The sequence below is a fragment of the Confluentibacter sediminis genome, assembly GCF_003258355.1.
Classification (GTDB): Bacteria; Bacteroidota; Bacteroidia; order Flavobacteriales; family Flavobacteriaceae; genus Confluentibacter; species Confluentibacter sediminis.
Genome location: NZ_QKPO01000003.1, coordinates 357,611 through 382,298 on the forward strand (window position 1 = coordinate 357,611; position 24,688 = coordinate 382,298).

The 24,688-nt window shown below is 30.2% G+C and carries 13 protein-coding genes; 11 read left to right on the top strand and 2 right to left on the bottom strand.

What is annotated here, in order from left to right; all coding sequences use genetic code 11:
* Positions 1 to 240 precede the first annotated feature (240 nt).
* Positions 241 to 3,102 carry a glycosyl hydrolase 115 family protein gene (locus DKT72_RS03410; protein ID WP_111307308.1) on the top strand — a complete coding sequence of 954 codons (2,862 nt, stop codon included), beginning with the start codon at positions 241 to 243 and terminating at the stop codon, positions 3,100 to 3,102.
* Positions 3,103 to 3,264: 162 nt separating this feature from the next.
* Here the strand turns inward: DKT72_RS03410 and DKT72_RS03415 are convergent, their stop codons facing one another.
* Both DKT72_RS03415 and DKT72_RS03420 read right to left on the bottom strand, forming a co-directional pair.
* A complete protein-coding gene (locus DKT72_RS03415; protein WP_111307309.1) occupies positions 3,265 to 4,614 on the bottom strand; it encodes a sensor histidine kinase in 1,350 nt (449 codons plus the stop codon).
* A 9-nt stretch (positions 4,615 to 4,623) separates the two neighbouring features.
* Positions 4,624 to 5,988 carry a sigma-54-dependent transcriptional regulator gene (locus tag DKT72_RS03420; RefSeq protein ID WP_111307310.1) on the bottom strand — a complete coding sequence of 455 codons (1,365 nt, stop codon included), beginning with the start codon at positions 5,986 to 5,988 and terminating at the stop codon, positions 4,624 to 4,626.
* 204 nt (positions 5,989 to 6,192) lie between these two features.
* Here DKT72_RS03420 and DKT72_RS03425 point away from each other — a divergent pair, with 204 nt between their 5' ends.
* The 10 genes from DKT72_RS03425 (at position 6,193) to DKT72_RS03470 (ending at position 24,651) form a co-directional block, all read left to right on the top strand.
* Positions 6,193 to 7,563: a TolC family protein gene (locus DKT72_RS03425; protein ID WP_111307311.1), complete on the top strand. Its 1,371-nt coding sequence runs from the start codon at positions 6,193 to 6,195 to the stop codon at positions 7,561 to 7,563.
* A complete protein-coding gene (locus DKT72_RS03430; RefSeq protein WP_111307312.1) occupies positions 7,564 to 8,814 on the top strand; it encodes an efflux RND transporter periplasmic adaptor subunit in 1,251 nt (416 codons plus the stop codon).
* Positions 8,815 to 9,007: 193 nt separating this feature from the next.
* Positions 9,008 to 11,449 carry an ABC transporter permease gene (locus DKT72_RS03435; RefSeq protein WP_111307313.1) on the top strand — a complete coding sequence of 814 codons (2,442 nt, stop codon included), beginning with the start codon at positions 9,008 to 9,010 and terminating at the stop codon, positions 11,447 to 11,449.
* A gap of 81 nt (positions 11,450 to 11,530) precedes the next feature.
* Positions 11,531 to 13,831, top strand: a complete 2,301-nt coding sequence (locus tag DKT72_RS03440) for an ABC transporter permease (RefSeq protein ID WP_111307314.1) — start codon at positions 11,531 to 11,533, stop codon at positions 13,829 to 13,831.
* 77 nt (positions 13,832 to 13,908) lie between these two features.
* Positions 13,909 to 14,598: an ABC transporter ATP-binding protein gene (locus tag DKT72_RS03445; protein WP_111307315.1), complete on the top strand. Its 690-nt coding sequence runs from the start codon at positions 13,909 to 13,911 to the stop codon at positions 14,596 to 14,598.
* A gap of 31 nt (positions 14,599 to 14,629) precedes the next feature.
* The gene (locus tag DKT72_RS03450) at positions 14,630 to 17,062 is read left to right on the top strand and encodes an ABC transporter permease (protein ID WP_111307316.1); all 2,433 of its coding nucleotides are present in this window, start codon (positions 14,630 to 14,632) and stop codon (positions 17,060 to 17,062) included.
* Between the two features lie 33 nt (positions 17,063 to 17,095).
* Entirely contained in the window at positions 17,096 to 19,495 is a 2,400-nt protein-coding gene (locus DKT72_RS03455) for an ABC transporter permease (RefSeq protein WP_111307317.1), read from the top strand.
* Positions 19,496 to 19,525: 30 nt separating this feature from the next.
* Positions 19,526 to 21,922, top strand: a complete 2,397-nt coding sequence (locus DKT72_RS03460) for an ABC transporter permease (protein WP_111307318.1) — start codon at positions 19,526 to 19,528, stop codon at positions 21,920 to 21,922.
* 31 nt (positions 21,923 to 21,953) lie between these two features.
* Positions 21,954 to 24,311 carry an ABC transporter permease gene (locus DKT72_RS03465; protein ID WP_162623229.1) on the top strand — a complete coding sequence of 786 codons (2,358 nt, stop codon included), beginning with the start codon at positions 21,954 to 21,956 and terminating at the stop codon, positions 24,309 to 24,311.
* 10 nt (positions 24,312 to 24,321) lie between these two features.
* Complete coding sequence (locus DKT72_RS03470) at positions 24,322 to 24,651, top strand: hypothetical protein (protein WP_111307320.1); 330 nt, start codon at positions 24,322 to 24,324, stop codon at positions 24,649 to 24,651.
* Positions 24,652 to 24,688: the final 37 nt, after the last annotated feature.

The window sequence follows — 24,688 nt, forward strand, 5'->3', positions numbered from 1 at the left end:
AAAGAAAAAAGAAATTAAAAAGATTTAATAACCGCAAGCATGACCTGAAAAATCAATAACAGTTTTTCACCTCTTTATTTATATTTTTTTTAAAGTATATGTTTCATAATTGATAGCTTTTTCACATTTATTTAACGCTGTTTGGAACGATTTTTAATATTCTTGTTAGTGCTATAAATTTATACTCTTGGTATAAATTATATAGTCATTATTTTAAACAAAATACCAACTTTTTAAACCATGAGACATTTTTTTATTCTATTACTATTTTCTAACTTATTGCATTCTCAAATTCAAGTAAGCAATCATGTTAAAAACAAAAAACAATACTTCTCTATTGTTGATGGCGTGTCAACAGCAAAAATCTTATATGATGCTTCAGATTATAAGTTGATTGAAAAATCAGTAATATTTCTTGCGAGTGATATTGAAAAAGTAACTGGTAAAAAACCTGAGATTTTATCATCAAGTAATCAAGCTACTGGCAATTTAATTATTATTGGTACCATTGGAAAAAGTGCTATTATTGATAAATTGATAGCTTCTAAAAAGTTAAATGTTGATGCCATTCGGGGACAATGGGAACGTTTCATTATTCAAACTGTTAAAAACCCATTGCCAAATGTAAAAGAGGCTTTGGTCGTTATTGGTAGTGATAAACGTGGAGCTGCATATGGAACATTTACCATTTCAGAAAAAATAGGAGTGTCACCTTGGTATTGGTGGGCAGATGTGCCTGCTAAAAAAAGTGATAATCTGTTTATCAAAAAAGAAAAATTCACCTCAAAAGGCCCCTCAGTAAAATATAGAGGTATTTTTCTTAATGATGAAGCTCCAGCATTAACGGGCTGGGTAGAGAAAACATTTGGTAGTTTTAATCATGAATTTTATGAAAAAGTTTTTGAATTGCTTCTACGAAATAAAGCCAATTATTTATGGCCTGCTATGTGGCAACCTAGAGCTTTTGCAGTGGATGACCCTGAAAATGCACGCATTGCAGATGAGTATGGTATTGTAATGTCGACGAGTCATCATGAACCCATGATGCGAGCACATGAAGAATGGGGAGCCAATGGTGGAGGTGCCTGGAATTATGAAACTAATAAAGAAGGGTTGCAAAAATTTTGGAAAGGTGGTATTGAACGCATGGGCGATTATGAAAGTGTCGTTACAATGGGGATGCGTGGCGATGGTGATGAGGCCATGAGTGAAAACACAGCTGTGGACTTGCTGAAAAACATTATTACCGACCAAAGAAAAATCATTGCTGATGTTACTGGAAAACCTGCTGAAAACACCCCACAGGTTTGGGCTGTTTATAAAGAGGTACAAGATTATTATGATAAGGGCATGCGTGTTAATGATGATATCACTATTCTATTTTGTGACGATAACTGGGGGAACATTCGCATTCTGCCTAAAAAAGAAGACTTAAATCATAAAGGTGGTTTTGGTATGTATTATCATTTCGATTTTGTTGGTGGTCCTGTTTCGTATCGTTGGTTAAACGTCACACAAATTGAGCGTGTTTGGGAACAAATGAACTTAGCTTATGAATGGGGTGTAAAAGACCTATGGATTGTCAATGTTGGTGACCTAAAACCTATGGAATTACCTATTAGTTTCTTTCTTGATTTTGGTTGGGATGCTGATATGAAAGCATCTGATTTACCAATCTATTATTTAAATTGGGCAGACCAACAATTTGGAAGTGAATATGCTACAGACATTGCTGAAATATTAGCGTTAAGTACAAAATATAGTTCAAGACGTACTCCTGAAATGCTAAAACCAGATACTTATAGTTTAGATAATTATAGAGAAGCTGATAGAATCCTAGAAGCATATTCACAACTTCTTTCAAAAAGCAAAGCCATTTATGATAAACTTCCCGAAAGTTATAAATCTGCTTATTATCAATTGGTTCATTTCCCCATTGAAGCATTGAGCAATTTAAATGACATGTATATTTCTGCTGGAAAAAACAAATTATATGCTGGTCAATATAGAGCTTCAACAAATTTATATGCCGACAAAGTAAAAGAAGCTTTTTTTAAAGATGAAGCACTTGCAAAGTATTATAATGAAACATTAGCAGATGGAAAATGGAATCATTTTATGGATCAAACCCACATTGGGTATACTACTTGGAGCAATCCAACTGTTAATAAAATGCCAGAGATATCATATATACAAACTCCATCTTCAGCAAGACTGGGATACGTGGTTGAGAATGGTGCGGGAACTTCGCGTTTTAGCCGTTCAAATGTCAATAGCAGAAGCTTTTTGCCATTTGACCCTATAAATGATCAATCCTATTATTTAGAAATTTTTAATATGGGTAGCGATAAGTTAACCTATTCCATACAGGCAAAAGAAGATTGGATAAAACTCTCTTCTGAAAAAGGTACTGTAGAATATGAAGAAAAAGTTTTTGTAAGCATCGATTGGAATAAAGCTCCAAAAGGACAAAACTCTGGCGATCTTATAATTTCCAGTTCAGGTCAAAAATTTGTAATAAAAGTGCCTATTCGCAACGATTTGATAAATGCTTCTGGTTTTATTGAAAACAATAAAGTAGTATCTATTGAAGCGGCTCATTTCACCAAAAAAAACGATTCTAAAACTATACATTGGACAGTAGTCCCTAATATGGGAAGAACCGATTCTGCTATCACCATAGAGCCTGCAAATTCTGAAAGACAAACTCCAAGCAAAATGTCGCCTAGTTTAGAATATGATTTCACTCTTTTTGATGGAAGTGATTTAAAAATAGAAACCTATCTATCTCCTTCTATAAATTATAAAAAGAATGAAGGTTTAAAATATGCCATCGCTATTGATGATGAACAACCACAAATAATTAATGTGAATGAAGGAGATACAAAACCCGACTGGGAATATCCAGATTGGTGGAATAATTCAGTAACTGATCACATTAGAAAAAAACAATCAGAACATAAAGGAATCAAAGCTGGTAAACACACTCTAAAAATTTGGATGATAGATCCAGGCCTCGTTTTTCAAAAATTTGTAATTGATGCAGGAGGATTAAAACCAAGTTATTTAGGCCCTGAAGAAAGTGTTTATTTAAAACCTTAATTAAAACACATCTTAAATTTAAAAACAAAAAACCTCACTGATATTATTATTTAGTGAGGTTTTTTGTTTTTAACATCGGTCTAACTTCAAACCAAAACCAAATCTTGAGTATTTTTAAAAATCCAAATAGAAAACTATATGAATTTAATAGTTCAAAAAACATTAAAACTCTAAAGTAAACCAAGTTCCTTTATTAACTTCAGATTTTACAGCTATGGTACCTCCATGCAGCCTCATGATATGCTTGGAAAGACTTAAACCAATTCCGGTTCCTTTTTCTTTGGTAGTGAAAAAGGGTATAAATATTTTATCAAGTAGGTTAGGTGGAATGCCTGAACCATTGTCTGTTATTTGTAATCTTGTTTTGCTTAAATTTGTTTTTGTTCCAGATAGTTTTATAATACCATTTGGATTTTCATTTAATGATTGTAAAGAGTTTTTAACAAGATTCACTAATACTTGTATGATTTGTTTTTCGTCAGCAAATACCTCTAAATTTTTAGGCTCAATATTTATTTCAAACTTAGTTTTTTCAAATCCAATTTCCTGACTCACCAATATTCTTATTTTTTCAAATAGTGATGAGACAATAATCAGGTCTTTTTTAGGACTTGGGATTTTAGTGAGTGTTCTATAAGATTCTACAAAATTCAATAAATCTTTGCCTTGACTCTGTATAATATCCAACCCTTTTGCGACATCAACAATATCTTTTTCCTTAATTTCAGATGGAGAAATCAAACCATTTTCAGTTTTACAGAAATCAGATAATGTTTCTGATATTGAGGTGATTGGTGCAATTGAATTCATTATTTCGTGCGTTAAAACTCTAAATAATTTAACCCATGAGTCTACTTCATTATCATTTAATTCATTGCTTATATTTTGGATTATTACTAAAAGGAATTTTTCATTATCAATCTTTATTTGAGTTGATTTAATTGTCAGTTTTACGATATCCCTTTCATTATGTAATTCAATTAATTTTTGATCAAAAGGTTTTAATTGTGATAAAAGGTTAAATAATTTTTCATCTATCCGTTTTAGCTGTTGTATATGCGTTAGCGATTCATAATTAAGTAGTTTTTTAGACGTTTTATTAGCTAATACAATATGCCCTTTTTCGTTTAAAGTTATAATTCCAATAGTAGCATGTTCTAAAATAGTATGGTAATATTTCTCTTGTGTTTTATTTTCAATCTTAACTTTTTGGATTAAATGATTCACACGATTTAAACTTTTATGTAATTCTTTTAAAGATTTGTCTTTTGTATAAACGGGGAAATGAATGGTAGAATCATCATTCTCTACAGCATTAAAAAAGAAAGCAATTTTACGATTGGTATTATTGAGAAATTTTATTAAGCCTATTACTTGAAATACAATAATAATTCCGAGATAGATTGAGAAATCAATCTGTTTTTGCAATACAAAATAAGTAAAACAAAAAACAGCTATTAATAAAAATAGTACTCTTGTTATGATTCTGAAATAGATATTTTTACTTGCCATTATTATGCATTATAGTCCATATCGTTTCATTTTATTGTACAATGTTTGCCTTGTAACGCCTAATTGATTAGCAGCCGCACTAAAATTACCATTATGTTTACTGACGGCATTTTCAATCATGTTTTTTTCCATATCATCTAAGGTGGTATCTAATTCTTTTTGAGATGTTTGAGAACGTTGTTTAAACAAAAAATCGTCAGCAGTTAAAATAGAGCCTTCGCTTAATATCACACTACGCTCAACAGTATGTTGCAGCTCTCTTATATTTCCGGGCCAATTATAATTAAGTAATTTTTTTTGAGCCGATTTATGGATTTTTAAACCTTTCTTACCATACTTATTGCCATACAGATTTAAAAAATAATCTAGAAGTGAAATAATATCATCTTCACGTTCCCTTAAAGGAGGAACTTCTATGTTAATCGTATTTATTCTGTACAGCAAGTCTTCTCTAAACAATCCTTCTTCTACCATCAAATCAATGTTGCAGTTCGTGGCACAGATTAATCGAATATCTACAGGAATCGCTTTGTTGGAGCCAATCTTAACGATTTCCTTATTTTGAATAACTGCCAGCAATTTTGCTTGTAATGATAATGGTAAATTCCCAATCTCATCTAAAAATAAAGTGCCTTTATGCGCCGCTTCAAATTTGCCCATTCGTTCTTCATGAGCATCTGTAAAAGCGCCTTTCGTATGTCCAAACAATTCACTTTCAAAAAGAGATTCACTTATAGACCCCATATCAATACTCACTAAAACTTCATCGTTTCGTTTGGAGCATTTATGAATTTCTCTGGCTATAAGTTCTTTTCCAGTTCCGTTTTCACCTGTGATTAAAACGGTAGCATCGGTTTTAGCTACTTTTCTTGTTACAGCCAATACATCACGCAGCACTTTAGAATTACCAATAATATACTTATTGTCTTTATTGATAATTTTTGTGAGATGTTTTTCTTTTTGCTTTAATCCAGATACTTCACGACGTGATTTACTTAATTGATAAGCCGCTTGTAAAGTGCCTATTAATTTTTTATTATCCCAAGGTTTTAAAACAAAATCGGTAGCACCTTCCTTTAAGGCACGGACTGCTAATTCTACATCACCATAAGCGGTAATCATAATCACCGAAATATCAGGGGCTATTTCTTTTATGCATCGTAACCAATAAAAACCTTCATTGCCATTATTAACGCCCGATGAAAAATTCATATCCAATAAAACGACATCATAATCTTTTAAATCTGTAAAAGATGTAATTTGATTTGGGTTAGAAATTGTCACAATAGTCTTATATGATTTTTGAAGTAATAATTCTAAAGCGCTCAATACACTTTTATTATCATCAACAATAAGAATTTTGCCATCTAACATATTAATAGATTTATTTCTAAAATCAAAGCTACTAATTAGAAGTAGAGATTAACAATAAGTGTAAAATATTTTTACACTTATTGTTAATAAATTTTACATTTTTTATAAATAACAATGCCTTTTATTTTGTAACAATCACATTATCAGAATTTTTGTTTTATGGCATATTAATGGTATACATAGAAGGAGTTAGAAATATAAATAATGAATAAAACATTAGTTGCCTGCCAATTTTTATGCTTTATAATGATTTGTTTTAATGGTTTTTCACAAAAAGACTGGACATTAGATGAATGCATTGCTTATGCGTTGGAACATAATTTAGGACAGCAAAGTCAAGTATACAATGAGTCTATTGGTAAGGAAAATTGGAATCAGTCCAAGAGAGATATGTTTCCTCAAATTTATACTAGCTTACCAAGTTATAATGTGAGTTATGGTAGAACCGTAGATCCTTATACCAACACCATTGTAAACACCAAAAATATATATGGAATAAATGGTGGCTTATCAACTTCCATTGTTCTTTTTGAATCATTTAAAAAATGGAACGCACTCGCTTATCAAAAAATTCAATTTGAAACAAATAAGCAATCCACAGAGCAATCCAAATATGATTTGGCTTTCAAAATCATGAATTTGTATAATGATGTCCTTTTTAATGAAGGGGCTTTATCTATTGTAACCGAACAACAATCCATAAATTTATTACAGTATAAGTTAATTTCATCTCAAGTAGAGTTGGGCATGAAAGCTAAAGCTGATTTATATGAAATTGAAGCTACCGTTAGCTCAGATGAATTAAGCGTATTACAAGCTAATAATAGGTTAAAAGAAGCCAAATTAGCATTGATTCAAGAAATGAATTTACCACAAGATGATATAGAATTATTAGCACCTTTAGAAAATCAATCAATCAACGAATCGTTAACAAATGTAGATGCGGAAAGCTTATTTAACAAAGCCCAGCAGTTTTTACCAACACTTCAAATGGAAAAACTGAATGTAAAAGCTGCTGAAAAAAACTTAGCTATTACCAAAGCTGCATTTTTCCCTAAAATTACGTTTAACACAGGGATTAGCACTAGCTACTTCCCCAATAGGTTAGATACTTCTGGCAATGAAATTGAATTTTGGGATCAGACAAAAAGCAACACCTATAAATATATTGGGTTCTCTTTAAACATTCCCATATTTGGCAATGGTAGAAATTGGAGTAATACCAAAATTGCTCGAATTAATCTTTTAAAAGCAAATGTAGATTTAGAACAAAAAAAGCAAGTTGTACAGAAAGAAATTCAAATGCTAATTCAAAAAAACGAAGCCTTACTCGCCGAAGATAAGCTGAATTCAAAAAAAGTAGAATTAAAAGAATTGACACTTACCATCGCTCAGAAAAAATTAAAAAACGGATTAATTACTTTATACGATTTACAGGCTATAAATAATGAGTTTATAAGTGCCAAAATTGACCAATTACGAATGCGAATTCAATTCAATATTCAAAAAAAGACATTGGATTTCTATAACGGAACATTCATTTTACCAACCTTAACACAAGTAACAAACAACTAAATGGATACTATATTAGAAAAGAAAAAGGGCATACGTCCAAAACACGTAGGTATTGCAGCTATTGTTGTCTTAGTTATAATTTTTATTGTGTATCTCGCATTTGGTGATACAGGTTCTTCATTAAAGGTCGAAAAGGATAAAATCACCATATCTGAGGTTGTTAATGATGAATTCAATGATTATATAAGTATCAGTGGTTCAGTAAACCCCATAACCACCGTGTACTTAGATGCTTATGAGGGTGGTCGTGTTATGGAAATTCTTATAGAAGAAGGTAGCATGGTAAAAGAAGGCGATGTTATTTTGAAATTAGAAAATAGAGATTTGTATGGACAGATTTTGGGTAGTGAAAACAATTTAGCTACCAAACAAAATGATTTAAGACAAACACAAATTAATTTTGATTCTAAACGCATTGCAGGTCAAAGAACGCTTTTAGAATCAGAATATCAATTAAAAAAAGCCAAGCGTAATTATGAACAAAATGAATCCCTTTATAATGAAGAATTAATTGCAAGAGAAGATTATCTGCAAGCAAAAGAAAGCTATGAACTTTCTAAGAAAAGTTACGAAGTAAATAAATTCCAAACCGAACAAGATTCACTATTGAGCGTAACAAGTATTATTGAATTAAGTAGAGACTTGCAGCGTATGAAACAAACATTAAGTATGGAATACGAGCGTATTGACAACTTAAATGTAAAAGCTAGTACAGATGGACAATTGGGAACTTTAAATGCAGAAATAGGAAAACAAATAGCCAAAGGACAAAACATCGGGCAAATAAATGTACTTACCAATTTTAAAATTGAATCAACCATAGACGAACATTATATAGATAGAATTAAAAAAGGATTGTCTGGAACATTTGATAGAGATGGCACTGTCTATCATTTAAATATTAAAAAAGTGTATCCGGATGTTAAGGAAGGCAAGTTTAAAATTGATATGATATTTGATGATACCAAACCAGAAAATATAAGAACTGGCCAAAGCTATTATATAAAATTACAACTTGGTGCACCAACCGAAGCGCTTTTATTGCCACGTGGTGCTTTTTTTCAAAGTACAGGAGGCCAATGGGTATATGTGGTTAATAGCTCAGGAGATTTAGCTATTAAACGCCAAGTTAAAATAGGAAAACAAAATCCGCAGTATTACGAAATCATTGAAGGGTTGGAACCAGGCGAACAAGTTATTACGTCGAGTTATGACAATTTTGGAGATACCGATAAACTATTGTTAAATTAATAAAATCAATCAATCAAAAAACGACATATTATTATGAAGGCGTGTTGAAACTGTATTAATGCAACGTTTGTTTTTTGTTTTGCTATTGCATAAAACAAACATAAAATAGCAATAACCAATCTAGTTGAGAGAGTCTAGAGGTTAAGTACACGGTTCGCACGCCTCATAATAATTTTACAATAAACTAACTAAGATGCTAAAACACTATTTTAAATTTGCCATTAGAAACTTCCGTTCCAACAAAACCATATTTACAGGTAGCCTTGCAACACTTTGCTTAGGGGCTTTATGTATTTCGTTATTGTTTTCTTATGTAAACAACGAGTTAAGTATGGACGATTTTCATGAAAGGAAGAATGATATTTATATGATGACCATAGAAGTTTCTGCAGAAAGTAAACCCTCAGCAATTGATGCAAGATTATTTTTTGGTTTTAATCATAAAGATTATCCAGAACTGGAAAATTCAACAACTATTCAAAAATACCCTTTTGAAACCATGAAGTTTACTTATGGGGAAAACACCTTTTCTCCAGAAGGGATTGTAGTTGATAGTAGTTTTTTTCAAGTTTTCGATTTTGAATTAAAAGTAGGTGATAGAAAAACTATTTTATCAGATCCTGATGCCGTTATAATTACTAAAGCATTTGCAAAAAAAATGTTTGGAGATGAAGATCCCATTGGTAAAAAAGTTAAAGTAACTTCTTCTTATGAAGATGTTTACACGGTAAAAGGTGTTGTTGCAAAAGCACCTTCTAACAGTTCTATAACTTTTGATTTTATTTTGCCTTATGATGATGAGCCAAATAAATTTTCTAGGTCGGGAGCGGCTTTTTTAATGGTAAACCAAAAGTTTGATAAAGCCTTATTTGTTGAAAAAATAAAGAATATAGGGCATAAACATCATCAATTTAGTGATAGTAAAACAAATATTTTGCCTTTTGGTAATTTATATTTTAATAAGGGAATTGTAGATGTTAAAGATATAATTTCTCGTTTTGGAGATGAAAACGTGATTTATACACTTATGGCCATAATGCTAGTTATTTTAATAATATCTGCTTTAAATTTTTCAAACTTACAAATAATTAACACCAATAGCACATTAAAACAATTAGCTATTAGTGTCGTAAATGGCGCAAAAAAACAGCAACTTTTAAATCAGAAGTTATTTGAAATTTTATTATTGCTTATTGTATCTACTTTTATAATTACATTGGGATATCAATTAATATTGCCTGTTTTCAATATTTTTACTCAAGTAGAGATTGCCCCATCATTACTTAGCATTTTAGTGATAAATACCACGGTATTAAGTATATTAATATGCTTAGCCCTTATTTACCCTTTTATAACTATTCTAAGAAGGCCTTTGGTTAAAAGTTTAAAACCCTTAGCTTTTTCTGGAAGCCAACTAGTTGGCCGTAAAACCATAGCTGTTTTACAATATACCTTAACTTTTATCTTATTAATATCATCAATAATTGTTGTAAAGCAATTAGATATGATGTTACATCAAGACCTAGGGTTTAGAAATAAAAATATAATTAGTACAAAGTTGTTCAGTCGACTACCTTTTCCTTTACAAAATGGACGTGATTTTAATAATTACAAGGAAGAGCAAGATATTATAAAAGCTAAAATGGCAGCCTATGAATCCCAGAAAGCTAACCAACAAAGTAATTATCAATATGTTAAAAATGAACTTGCATCACATTCAATTATTGCGAATTTCGCTCAAGGTTACTCCCCTTTAAAGCCATTTTTAACACCTTGGAAACTTAAAAATAGTGATAATGAATATTCATCGGAAAATCTATTAAGTATCAATTATAATTATGATAAAGTATTTGATTTGGAAATTATTGAAGGACGTTTTTTTGAGCAAGGAGTTGATCAATCAAGAGCAAAAAAGTTGGTTATAAATGAAGCAGCAAAAAAGTTTTGGAATATTACAGATATTTCACAAAGCTTTTTATTGAATAAATTTTGGGATGAAACTGAGGGGTATGAGGTAATAGGTGTGGTTAAAGACTTTAATTACGAACACTTATCAGCAAAACCAAAACCTTTACTAATGACATTTTGGGATGATATTGATGAGGATTTTATAATTCAATTTCAAGAAGATAAGGTTCAAGAAGGTCTGCTACTTGTTGAAGCATTATTTAAAAAAGTTAATCCAAGAGAAACCTTTCAATACGCTTTTCTCAGCAATGATATAGCAGCACTTTACGAAAAAGAAAAGCGCCTAAGCACGATATATATCATTTTTACCATCATCGCTTTGTTAATTTCCGCGATTGGTTTGTTCACGATTGCACTGTATGATACCCAACGTCGCATTAAGGAAATAGGCGTGCGCAAAGTCAACGGTGCTACCATAAGAGAGATATTAATTATGCTAAACAAAGATTTTGTTAAATGGGTATTGGTGGCTTTTGTTATTGCATGCCCAATTGCTTATTACGCCATGAGTAAATGGCTAGAAAATTTTGCTTATAAAACCAGTTTAAGTTGGTGGGTTTTTGCACTCGCAGGCATATTTACATTACTAATTACCTTGTTAACTGTAAGTTGGCAAAGTTATAAAGCAGCAAAACAAAACCCAGTGGATAGTTTAAGGGATGAATAATAAAACAGACCGCTATTGCGAGAGCAACAAACAATCTTTTTATTAAAATGATTTGATTAAAAATAGTTCAGAGTTATAAAAATGATAAGAAAAAATTTAAAAATAGCCATACGAGATTTAAGAAGAAACCGTCTCTTTAGTTTACTTGGTATTATTGGCTTTTCGGCAGGGTTTTCTATTTGTCTCATAATAGGCTTGTTTGTTTACAAAGAGCTGACAATTGACACGTACAATAAAAATTACGATAGAATATATAGGCTAATTGATTCAGAAACTAAAAATGCCAATTTAGATTATAGGCTAAATGAAACACTTAAAAACAAATATGCTGCGATAGAAAAAGCTTGCCCAATTCATATAAACGGAGCTAAACCATGGACTGTTTATACAGATACATCTTCAGTTTATATTGATGGCGTAATTGCTACTGATAATTCAGTTTTTGATTTGATGTCGGTTAATGTTGTTAAAAGTATGTCTAACAACCCATTTGCAGATAAAAATTCATCTATCATAACACATTCAGCAGCAAATAAAATATTTGGAACGGTAGACCCAATTGGAAAAAAACTTAAAGTAGGAACAAATGAAACCATTATTAGTGCAGTTATTAAAGACTTTCCACATAATTCTAGCATTAAGGGTTCAATCTTGTTAAACTCTGAAAATTCAGACTTCAGACTCAATTCAAATTTTGCAAATGGAGAAATATTCAATACCACCAATCATTACATCCTTTTAAAAGAAAATGAAAGTAAGGAATCACTTGAAAAAACAATTAATGAGTCAATTGGTACGTATTATAAAACTGTAAAAGCAATTACTTTACAACCTTTAAATGCTATTTATTTTGATACTGATGTTATAGATGGTAATAATCATGGCAATTATAGTTTGGTTAAAATTATTTCTATAATAGGCATCTTGATTTTGTTATTATCTATTATTAATTACATCAATTATATATTGTCTTTACAATATAAACGAATCAAGGAAATTGGTATAAAAAAAGTAAATGGGGCAAGCAATAAAAATATTGTTTCACAATATCTTGCAGATGTTTTTCTATGGGTACTAATTGCGTTTATTATATCTCTTATTACAGTTCAATTTTCACTTCCCTATTTTAATCAAATATTTCAAGAAGAATTAAAAATACAAACGCTCACAACATCTCCATTCATTATTAGTATCATCATGTCTCTGGCAGTTGTAGTTTTAATATCGAGTATTCCCTTAGCCATATTACTTTCTAAATTTAACTATCAAAACTTTTTAAATAATACTGTTTTTAAAACAAAAAACAAGTTTAGAAGTAGTTTACTTCCCATTTTTCAACTGTCTATATGTATGCTTTTAATAACGGGGGTTTTAACCATCCAAAAACAGATATTTTATGCAAAACATAAAGATTTAGGATTTAACAAAAATCAATTGTTATATATAAATGTTCCTTTTAAAGCTTTAGACCCAGAATCATTTAAGGCAGAACTTTTAAATAATCCTTCTATTGAAAAAGTGGCATTGAGTGGAGGTACTTTAGGGGATATCTCTATGAAAATGTCAAGTATAAAATGGGATTTTGATGCTTATCAAATTGATGTGGATGACGACTTTTTAGAAACCATGCAAATAGAACTTTTAAAAGGAAGAAATGTGTCACCAAATGATAAAAAACAATGTATTGTAAATGAAGCAGCTATAAAAGCTTTTGAGTTGAAGGATTCTATTGGTGAAAAAATTAAGCCATTTCAAGATGAATTTGAGATAGTTGGCATTGTAAAAGATTTCAATTTTGGTCCCATTCATAGAAAAATTGAACCCCTTCTAATCAAATATGGTATTAATAGAAATGTTAGTGTTAGAATGGATGCTAATAATATAGCTAGCACTATGCAATACATAAATAAAGTTTGGGATGACATGACGACAAACGAGCCGTTAGAATATGAGTTTTATGATTTAAAATTCGATTCCATGTATAAAAAAGAAGAGCTATTAGCGAATGCCTGTTCCTTATTTGCCATAATAGCAATCATAATTACATGTCTTGGTCTTTGGGGACAAATCATTTTCATTTCTACTAACAAGAGTAAAGAAATAGGCATCCGTAAAGTGAACGGTGCTACTATAAAAGATATTTTAATCATGCTCAACAAAAATTTTGTTAAATGGGTTTTAGTGGCTTTTGTAGTCGCTTGCCCAATTGCTTATTTTGCGATGAGTAAATGGTTAGAAAATTTTGCCTATAAAACCAGTTTAAATTGGTGGGTGTTTGCACTCGCAGGCATATTTACATTACTGATTGCGATGCTAACAGTAAGCTGGGAAAGTTATAATGCTGCCAAGCAAAATCCAGTGGATAGTTTAAGGGATGAATAAAATAGAAAAATAATAATCGAATCATAAATAAAAACAAATATTAACAAAACTCTTTAAAGGGTTAAAATCTAGAAATCATGATAAAAACAGAACATCTATCAAAAATCTTCAGAACTGAAGAAGTTGAAACAAAAGCATTAAATGATGTGAATCTTCATGTCACTGAGGGCGAATTTGTCGCTATTATGGGACCTTCGGGATGTGGTAAATCGTCGCTATTAAACATTATAGGTTTATTGGATAACCCTTCAGAAGGAACATATGCATTTAATGGAAAAGAAGTTGGAAAACTGAAAGAAAGTCAGCGCACCCAAGAACGCAAAGGCAATGTAGGATTTGTTTTTCAAAGCTTTAACTTAATTGACGAACTAACCGTTTTTGAAAATGTGGAGTTACCTCTTATTTATTTAAAAATAAGTGCCAGTGAACGTAAAAGAATGGTAACAGAGGTTTTAGAACGCATGAAAATGGGACATAGAGTTAAACATTTTCCGCAACAATTATCTGGTGGACAACAACAGCGCGTTGCCATTGCTAGAGCTGTAGTGGCAAACCCTAAATTAATTCTTGCCGATGAGCCAACAGGGAACTTAGATTCTAAAAATGGTATTGAAGTGATGGATTTATTAACAGAATTAAACAGAGAAGGTACAACTGTTGTTATGGTAACACACTCTGATAGAGATGCTAACTATGCGCACCGAATTATTAATTTATTTGATGGAAAAATTGTTACAGAAACTAGAAAAGATGCTGAGTTAGTTTAAAAACAAGTTTTAACCACCAACTATTTTTAAGATGCTATTTAAAATTCTAAGAGAGTACCTGCGTAGAATTACGCGCAATTATAAAATATATGCCGTTTCTATTTTAGGGATGAGCATCGCTATAATAGCATCTTTTCATATCTATCATTTTGTTTATAAGGAACTGAGTGTGGATTCTTTTCATACAAAACGGAAGGAGATTTATAGGGTATTATCAAAATGGGGAAATGCCGATTATAGAATTTCGGCATCACCAAATCCCTTAGGAAAGTTATTAAAAGAGAAGCTTCCAGAAGTACAAGATTATGTTCGTATTCAAAAGGATGAGCCTCCAGAACTCCATTTCAAAGGAAATTCAGAACTAAGTAAATTTATTTATGCAGATCCTTCTTTTTTTGAGTTGTTTGATTTTCCAATGATTGCTGGAAGTTTAAAACAATTTCAAGATACGCCCAATGGTATTGTGCTTACTGAAAAAAAAGCAAAGACATTATTTAAAAATAACAACCCTATCGGTGAAATTTTATCGGTTTCAGAATATAAAAATCCAGACAAAAGAAATTTAGTGGTTGTAGGAGTAGTAAAAGATTTCCCCGAAACATCAACCATTCAAGCAGAAGGCATCATAAATTATTCAGATTATGAAAAAGCTACAGGATTAGGAGATGGCTGGGGGCAATGGAGCCCAGAATTATACCTGTATATACCTAAATTAAGCAACACTAAAAAGTTAACAGATAACATAAGTGAAGAGCTGTTTGAGGCACACAATAGTGCTTCTAATGGTAATATACAAAAGCTTCCATTTTATCTACAAAGGTTAGATACTATTTATTTTAGCTCAAATGACATCAGAAGCGAAGAAAAAAAAGGATCTCTTCAGTTTCTAAAAATAATCTCTTTAGTTGGAATTTTGGTATTGATTTTTGGTGGTCTTAATTATATCATCATGAATATTGGACGAAACAGTTCAAGGGTTAAAGAATTTACTACTAAACGCTATTTAGGTGCTTCTAAGGGTAATATTTTATTACAACTTATTTCAGAGTCTATTTTAAATATTTTACTCGCGTTAACTATTGCTTTTATTAGTTTCCCTTGGTTAAATACATATATATCAGGATTAATAGGTTTTGATTATGTACTGTCTTTAACATCAGATGCATTTATGCTAGTAACTTTTTTTGGTCTTGCATTAGTTATTGGGTTAATAATTGGATTTATTGAGTTTTTAATTTCCTATAGTGCTATTATTCTTATTATCAATAAAAATGTAAAAAATACCTTTAACCTTTCAAGTAAATATATTATTGGATTTCAATTAGTTTTAAGCATTGCTACCATTATATCTGTTTTAGCAATAAAAAAACAGGTGGATTATATTCAAAACAAGGATGTCGGTTTCGATACCAAAAATGTTATTAGTGTCGCAACCATGAACTTTATAGATGAAATAAAAAATCTACTTCAATCTAAAAGTTATGTGAATTCATTTGCCAGAGGACAAAATTTATTTCGAACAGATTCTAGGGCATCCAACACAAAATTACTAGAGCTTAATAAAGAAATTGATGCTGTTGTTATTCAAGGTGATAACAATTATTTAAAAACCTATAAAATAGAATTATTACAAGGAAAAAATTTAAATCCATCATTGCTTTCCAATAATGTTAATGATCATTTTGATGTTGGAAGAATTGCAAAATTAAGAAACAGTAATTCGTTAGTAGAAGTTTTGGTTAATGAAAATTTTGTAAAAAAAGCGAATCTTAAAAATCCAATTGGATCTATTTTGACGAATGACGATGCAACCGAATCTTCAAGAAAAGGGATTATTGTGGGAGTTTTTAAAGATGTTTTCAACATGCCACTATATCATTCTATTCAACCTATAATTTTAGGCTTTGATTTTAATGGATATCCTAATGTATTTCAAATTTCTTGTAAGGAAGGTTATAAAGAAACTTTAATGACTGACTTAAAAAAGTTGTTTATAAATAAAGGCATAGAAGACGAACGCGTTCTAAATAAAGTCATTTCTAGTTTTGACTATGAATATATTTACAAAAAAGAACTTCAATTAAAACGCTTGTTAGAAGCCTTTACAGTAATTGTTTTGTTTATTTCCTTCTTAGGCTTGGTAGCCATTAGTTTGTTCATTACAGAAAGTAAAACCAAAGAAATAGGTATTCGTAAAGTTAATGGAGCCACTATAAAAGAAATTATGCTCATGCTTAATAAAGACTTTGTAAAGTGGGCAATTATAGCCTTTGTAATTGCGGTACCTGTTGCATATTACGCCATGAGCAAGTGGTTAGAAAACTTTGCTTATAAAACCAATTTAAGTTGGTGGGTTTTTGCTTTGGCTGGTATGTTCACTTTAGTGGTTGCTTTAATTGCCGTTAGTTGGCAAACCTACAAAGCAGCAACAAGAAACCCTGTTGAAAGTTTAAGGGATGAGTAATGCAGTTAACTATAAATTGTTGAGAAAAGAAAAATGAATATTATATATCACCTAAAATTAGTTTATAGAAACTTCATCAACCAACGTCCCTATAGTTTTTTAAACTTAGCGGGTTTAAGTGTTGGATTATGCATAGCATTTATTGTCTTGTTATATGTTACAGAAGAAACAGGATATGATAGCTTTCATAAGAATTCTAAAGATATTTATAGGCTATTGTTGAAAAACTCTTTTGATAATGAAAAAACTACAACTATAAATGTTGCAATATCAAAACGTTTTAAAGAGGAGGTTCCAGAGATCAAGAAGATGTTTGTTTATGAACATACTAGTTTTACAATTAACGATAGTGTTAGAGAATATGAAGCGATAGGAGCTAGCTCTGGAATTGTAGATATACTTTCTTTTAATCTTATTGAAGGTAATTTAGATGCTTTTAAAACTAAATCTAGGTCTATAATTATATCTGAAGCGACGGCATTAAAGTATTTTAAGAAAACGGCTGTGCTAGGTGAATCCTTAAATTTAGAAGGAGGTGGTAAATATCCTAATGGGGAATTTGATTATGGTTTAAAAGCAGATTATACCATTGTTGCAGTTTTTAAAAATTTTCCTAAAAAGTCTTTATTTAAACCTAATATAATTATTCCTATAGAGAATTCTAAAAGATACCAATCAGGAAAAGCACAAGTTTATTCTGCTTCTGATTTTCAAACTTTTTTATCATTAGTAAATAATGCAGATGTCGAAAATGTTGCTAAAAAAATAAATAAAATAGGAAAAGAAATTGATAAAAAACACAATGGAAGAGGTACCGTATATGGCTTACAAGCTATAGAAGATATTCATTTGTTTTCAGATGATGTAAATGAAACCCAGATAGGATCTATTAAAAAAGTGATGTTCTATGTAATCATTGGTGCATTGGCATTAATTATCTCTTTATTAAATTTTTTATTGCTCTATACAGCCATTACAAAAAGGCAATTTAAAGAGTTTTCTATACATAAAGTACATGGTTTAAAAAAGATAGGTTTGCTAAAAATATTCTTTTTTGAAACCATCGTTATAAGTCTTGTTTCTTCTATAATGGCTATTTTTTTAATGAAAATAGCCATTCCATGGTTTAATGAATTTACAGATAGTCGTTTAATATCAAATGGATTAGAAAATTTTGAGTTTGTAGTTTATGGGTGTTTGTTAGTTGTATTACTCTCCATTGTGGCAGGAATGTATTTTACGTATTATGTATGGAGACACAATACTATTGAGATATTAAGTAATAACAACTCAAAAAAAGGAGCTAACTTTTTTTTAAAGAATGGAGCTGTGGTTACCCAAATAGGAATTGTATCCTTAATGCTTGTTTTTACCATAGGAGTCTATCGGCAATTAGATTTTATGATAAATACCGACAAAGGATATCATACTGAAAATTTGCTTGTTGTGAAAGTTCCTGAATCAAAAGCAGATATTTATAAAGAAGCATTACTTCAATACCCAATCATAGAGTCTGTTGCTTTTGGTTATTCTTTAGCCAGTTCCGATAGCCAATCCATGATAATAACTACAATGGTGAATGATTCTCCAGCATCCGTTAAAGTAAATTCAAACAATATCGATCAAGATTATATTCCTATGTACCAATTAAAATTAATTAAGGGGCGTAATTTTAATGAAACTGATAAAGACAGAGACATTATTTTAAATGAAACAGCCGTGAAGTATTTAGGATTACAGGACAATCCTATTGGTCAAAATAGATTTTTGGGAAATGTAATTGGTGTTGTCAAAGATTTTCATTTTTCATCGTTTCGTAAAAAAATAGAACCTTATGCATTCTATATAAAAAAAAGAAAAAAAGCAGAAACAAAAAATATTGGGTATGACTTTGTTAAAGATATAACAATTAAATATAAAAAAGGTAAGTATAAAAATGCGGTAAAAGTGATAAATACTATAAAAGAAGAAAATAACTATTCAATAAATATAAATCCTCCTCATCATATAGATTCATTAATTGAAAACTTATACCGTAGTGAAAAAACACTTCAAAAGGCCGTTTTAATATTAACTGGTATTATCATATTCATTACACTTCTAGGATTAATAGGGATGACATTATTTAAAACAGAACAATCAACTAAAGAAATCGGCATTCGTAAAGTAAACGGTGCCACAATAAAAGAAATTATGATAATGCTTAATAAAGACTTTATAAAATCGGTGTTAATTGCTTTTGTTATCGCCTGTCCAATAGCTTATTACGCCATGAGTAAATGGTTGGAAAATTTCGCCTATAAAACCGATTTAAGTTGGTGGGTTTTTGCCATAGCTGGTATTATTACATTAGTAATTGCTTTATTAACCGTTAGTTGGCAAACCTATAAAGCTGCAACAAGAAACCCAGTGGAAAGTTTAAGAGATGAGTAATGTAGTTAACTATAAATTGTTGAGAAAAAAATGAATATTCTATATCACCTAAAATTAGTTTACAGAAACTTTAACAACCAACGTCCTTATAGTGTTTTAAACCTATTGGGTTTAAGTATTGGTCTTTGTATAACCTTTATATCGTTATTATATGTAACTCAAGAAACAGGTTGGGATGCCTTTCATAAAAATTCTAAAAATATTTATAGGTTACTGGCTAAGGGAATTACTGGTGATGAAGCTCTAATGACTATGACAACTGCTTTTGATGCGGAAGAATTAGCAGAAGAAATACCCGAAATTAAAAAAGTGGTTCGTTATACTAATAGTTGGCCAAAAATTAATGGTATTAACGAAAAAGAAGCAATATATGCTGATCCAGAAATTTTTGAGGTGTTTGCTTTTAATATAATAACAGGAGATTTAAGTTCTTTTAAAGAAAATTTAAACACTTCAGTGGTTTCAGAATCATATGCACTTAAAGAATTTGGTACTGTAGATGTAATTGGTAAAACAATAAGTGTTGATAGTCGGTCTCTAAATAGAGAGGGAAACAAAATAACAGAACATGTTATTCGTGCAGTTTATAGAGATTTTCCTCAAAAATCTCTTTTACAATTTTCAATAATATTTCCCATAGGAAAGTCACAGATTCCTGAAAGGAATACAAATGTAAGTTATTCAGCTTTTAGAACTTTCATAGAATTAGAAGAAAATATAGATTTTGAAAAAACACATCTGAAGTTTAAAGAAAAAAAATTTGGTATACAGTCTTTAGAAGATATTCACTTGTATTCAGATCATTTGACTGGGGTAGAAAATGGAGGTTCTATAAAAGTTTTATTTAGTTATGCTGTTATTGGAGGTTTGATATTTGTAATTTCTCTAATGAATTTTTTATTGTTGTACACCGCTATTACCAAAAAAAGATTTAAAGAGTTTGCTATCAGAAAAATGGTAGGGTTAGATAAGTTGAGTTTGCTGAAAATGTTTATTGTAGAATCTATCATCATCAGTTTAGTGTCCTCTATTGTGGCTGTTTTGTTAGTAGATTTATTACTTCCTTTTTTTAATAAGTTCACCAATAGTCACTTGGTTTTTAGTTGGTTTACTAACAGCCGTTTTTTAATGTATGTACTGTGTGTTGTAATGTTAATTTCATTATTATCTGGATATAAATTATATCATTATTTAATAAGGTATAGCACTATTGAATTTATAGGAGTCGCTAAAGGAAATAGTTCAAGAAATAATTTCTTTCTAAAAAATAATGCTTTAACAATTCAGTTAATCATTGTTTGTTTTATGCTTATTTTTTCACTAGGATATTACAAACAATTAGACTTCTTACTAAAGGGAGATAAAGGGTATCAGCCTCAAAGTGTATTTGTGTTATCTGTAAATGTTGATCTTATTGATACTGATGTTTTTATAGATGAAGCAAAGAAATATCCTGAAATAATTGATGTTGCCCAAGGACCTTCTATTCCAAATATGCGCGGTTCTAGTATTTCTTATATAAATATGTTAGAAAATTCAAACCATAAAGTTGATATGGAGCATTTCAGGATAAATGATAATTATATTCCACTTTATGGCATTTCCATAAAAGAAGGGCGTAATTTCTCTAAGCAATTTAGTACAGACAAAAAGGATGCTGTTCTCTTAAATGAAACAGCTGTAAAACTTTTAGAAATAGAGAATCCTATAGGAAAAAAAACAAACTCAGGGACGATTATAGGAGTAGTTAAAGATTTTAATTTTGAGAATTTACATAAGATGGTGCGACCAATAGTGTTTAAAATGGATAACGGTAATGAATTAGTTATTAAATACAATTCCGAAAAGAAAAATGAATCTTCACTTATAGTGCAAAAGTTGTTAGGAAATCAAAATGAATATTTTAAAAATATTTTCAATCCAAATTATAGTGATTTAACATTAATAGATAGATACGGGAGTATGGAAGAAGCAAGGAAGAATGTTTTAGATCCTAATTATATGGATACTGTAAATGAATATTTTTATGGGAAAGAAAAAACACTTCAAAAAACAATTCTGTTGTTAACCATCATTGCCATATTTATTACCATGTTGGGTTTAATAGGAATGTCATTATTTAAAAACCAACAAAAAACGAAAGAAATCGGCATTCGTAAAGTAAATGGTGCAACTATAACAGAAATTATGCTAATGCTAAACAGAGATTTTGTAAAGTGGGTAATTATAGCCTTTATAATTGCTGTGCCAGTTGCATATTACGTCATGAGTAAGTGGCTAGAAAACTTTGCTTATAAAACCAATGTAAGTTGGTGGGTTTATGCTTTGGCTGGCATGTTTACTTTGGTTATCGCACTAATAACTGTAAGCTGGCAAACCTATAAAGCGGCAACCACAAACCCAGTAGAAAGTTTACGGAATGAGTAATGCATTTAACTTTAAATTGTTGAGAAAAAAAATGAATATTATATATCACCTAAAATTAGTTTACAGAAACTTTATCAACCAACGTCCTTATAGTTTTTTAAATCTATTGGGTTTAAGTATTGGTCTTTGTATAACCTATGTGAGTTTGCTCTATGTAACTGAGCATACAGGTTATGATACCTACCACAAAAATGCAGGTAATATTTATAGGTTATTGTCACAAACACCTCTTGATGGTTCAAACTTGAATCCTAATATTGCTCCAAAGGCAATCGAAATATTAAAGGAGCAATTACCCGAAATAAAAGAGAGTTTTTGTTACATACAGAGTCCAATAGGTGTTAAAAGTGATACCAAAGAGAAGAAAAATAATGGAGTATATTTTGGATCTAACAATTTGTATGCAAGTCCAGAAATTGTAAAGGTGCTTTCTTTTCAGCTTCTTCAGGGAGATTTTAGTTCTTTTAAAACGGATCCAAAAACGATTATTGTATCTGAGAGATTTGCTTTAGAGTTTTTTAATGAAGTTTTAGTAGTGGGAAAAACAGTAGTTATCGATGATACAGAAACATATACCATTGGTGCCGTTTACAAAAATTTCCCTAAAAAATCTACTATTAAGCCAGAAATGGTAATTCCTGTCTCGAATTTGCAAGGTTATCAAAACAATATGAAGTCATCAGATTACTTTGCAAGAGAACAGTTTGATAATTACCTCTTGTTAGAAAATAATGTAGATGTAAAAAAACTAGCAAAAAAAACTGAAGCAATTATAAAAAAAATGTTCCCAGATTATAATGATAAAATTATTTATGAGTTTCAAAAACTTACAGATGTTCATTTGCATTCAGATCATGTTATAAATAATTTTACAAGTGTGCCATTTCAATATGTTATTTTTTATGGATTAATAGGTTTGTTGGCATTAATTGTATCATTAATGAATTATATGCTTTTGTATACGGCAATTTTAAAAAAAAGATTAAAAGAGTTAATGATTAGAAGTGTAAATGGTCTAAGTTCAGTTGGACTTATAAAAATGTTTTTGATTGAAGCAGTCATTATAAGTATTGTTTCTTCTATAATAGCACTTGTTTTTGTTGATGTACTAATTTTAGAATTTAACAAAATATCAGTTGGACAGGTGTCTTTAGATTTATCTAATAATTACAAATTTATAATTTATATAATAGCATTAATCATTTTTATTTCAACATTGGTTGGTGTATGGTTGTACATATGTATTAATAAATACAATGCTGTAGCTATTTTTAATGGAGAAGTATCAAACAAAAAAATAGGTTTAAAAAATGCAGCAATAGCTTTACAATTAGTAATGGTTGCCGTAATGCTAATATTTTCTGCAGGTTTTTACAAACAATTGTATGATATGATTCATGCAGACAAAGGTTATCATATAGAAAATTTATTAGTAATACGAGAGGCTGAATTTAACACTGCAATTTTAAGAGAAGAACTGTTAAAAAATCCTGTAATAGAATCTGTCGCCACAGGGAATACTATACCTTCTTATGTAAGTACTCATTATACTATTTCAAAAAGTTATGATGCTAAAGAAAAGTTTAAAGCTGAAGCATATACAATAGATGAAAACTTTATTCCAATGTATCAACTTGAAATGGTTTTAGGGGATAATTTTACAAATAGGTCGGATTCGCAAGATGTGATTTTAAACGAAACAGCTGTGAAAGTCTTGGGGTTGAAAAAACCTATAGGAGAAAGAATTGATCACGGGATTATTGCAGGAGTTGTAAAAGATTTTAATAGTAATTCTTTAAAAGAAGCGGTAGAGCCCATGATTTTTTCTAATGTAAAAAAATATTCAAAAGTTTCCGGGAGCTTAACTATTAAATATGTAGAAGGAAATAAAGAAAAAGCAGAAAAATTTGTGTTGTCTGTGTTAGATAAACAATCCCCAAACCATAATGTAGATTTAAATGTTTTAGATAAAATGGTTGATGGGCAGTATTATTTTGAGGAAAGATTACAAACAGTTGTTTTTACAATAACAGGAATAACCATATTTATTACCATTTTAGGTTTAATAGGAATGTCATTATTTAAAACCCAACAAAGAACCAAAGAAATCGGAATTCGTAAAGTGAACGGAGCGACCATTTGCGAAATCATACTGATGCTAAACAGAGATTTTATAAAATGGGTATTCATTACTTTTGTTGTTGCTTGTCCAATAGCTTATTATACCATGACCAAATGGTTAGAAAACTTTGCTTACAAAACCACTTTAAGTTGGTGGGTGTTTGCTATGGCAGGGCTTTTTACACTAGTTATTACATTACTTACAGTAAGCTGGCAAACTTATAGAGCGGCCAGTAGAAACCCGGCAGAAAGTTTAAGAGATGAGTAAATCATGAAATATGTTCTACAATATAAAATTAGTTTATAAAAATTTCATCAATCAAAAGCCATATAGTTTTCTAAACTTAATTGGGTTAAGCATTGGCTTATGTATATCGTTTATAGCACTTCTTTATATAAATGAAGAAACGGGTTATGACACTTTCCATAAGAATTCAATATATATATATCAGTTAATTACTAAAAACCCTAATAGTGCCGTGTTATTAACGGCAATTAATACAGCTTTTGATGGGTTAGAACTTCAAGAAGAAATTCCAGAAATAATAGAAGTGGTTCGCTACAAATATTATAATAACCCGTCAGACTGCGCAAAAACTTCTTCTTAAAAACCATTAATGATTCTTTTTAAATTCGTATCTTAAA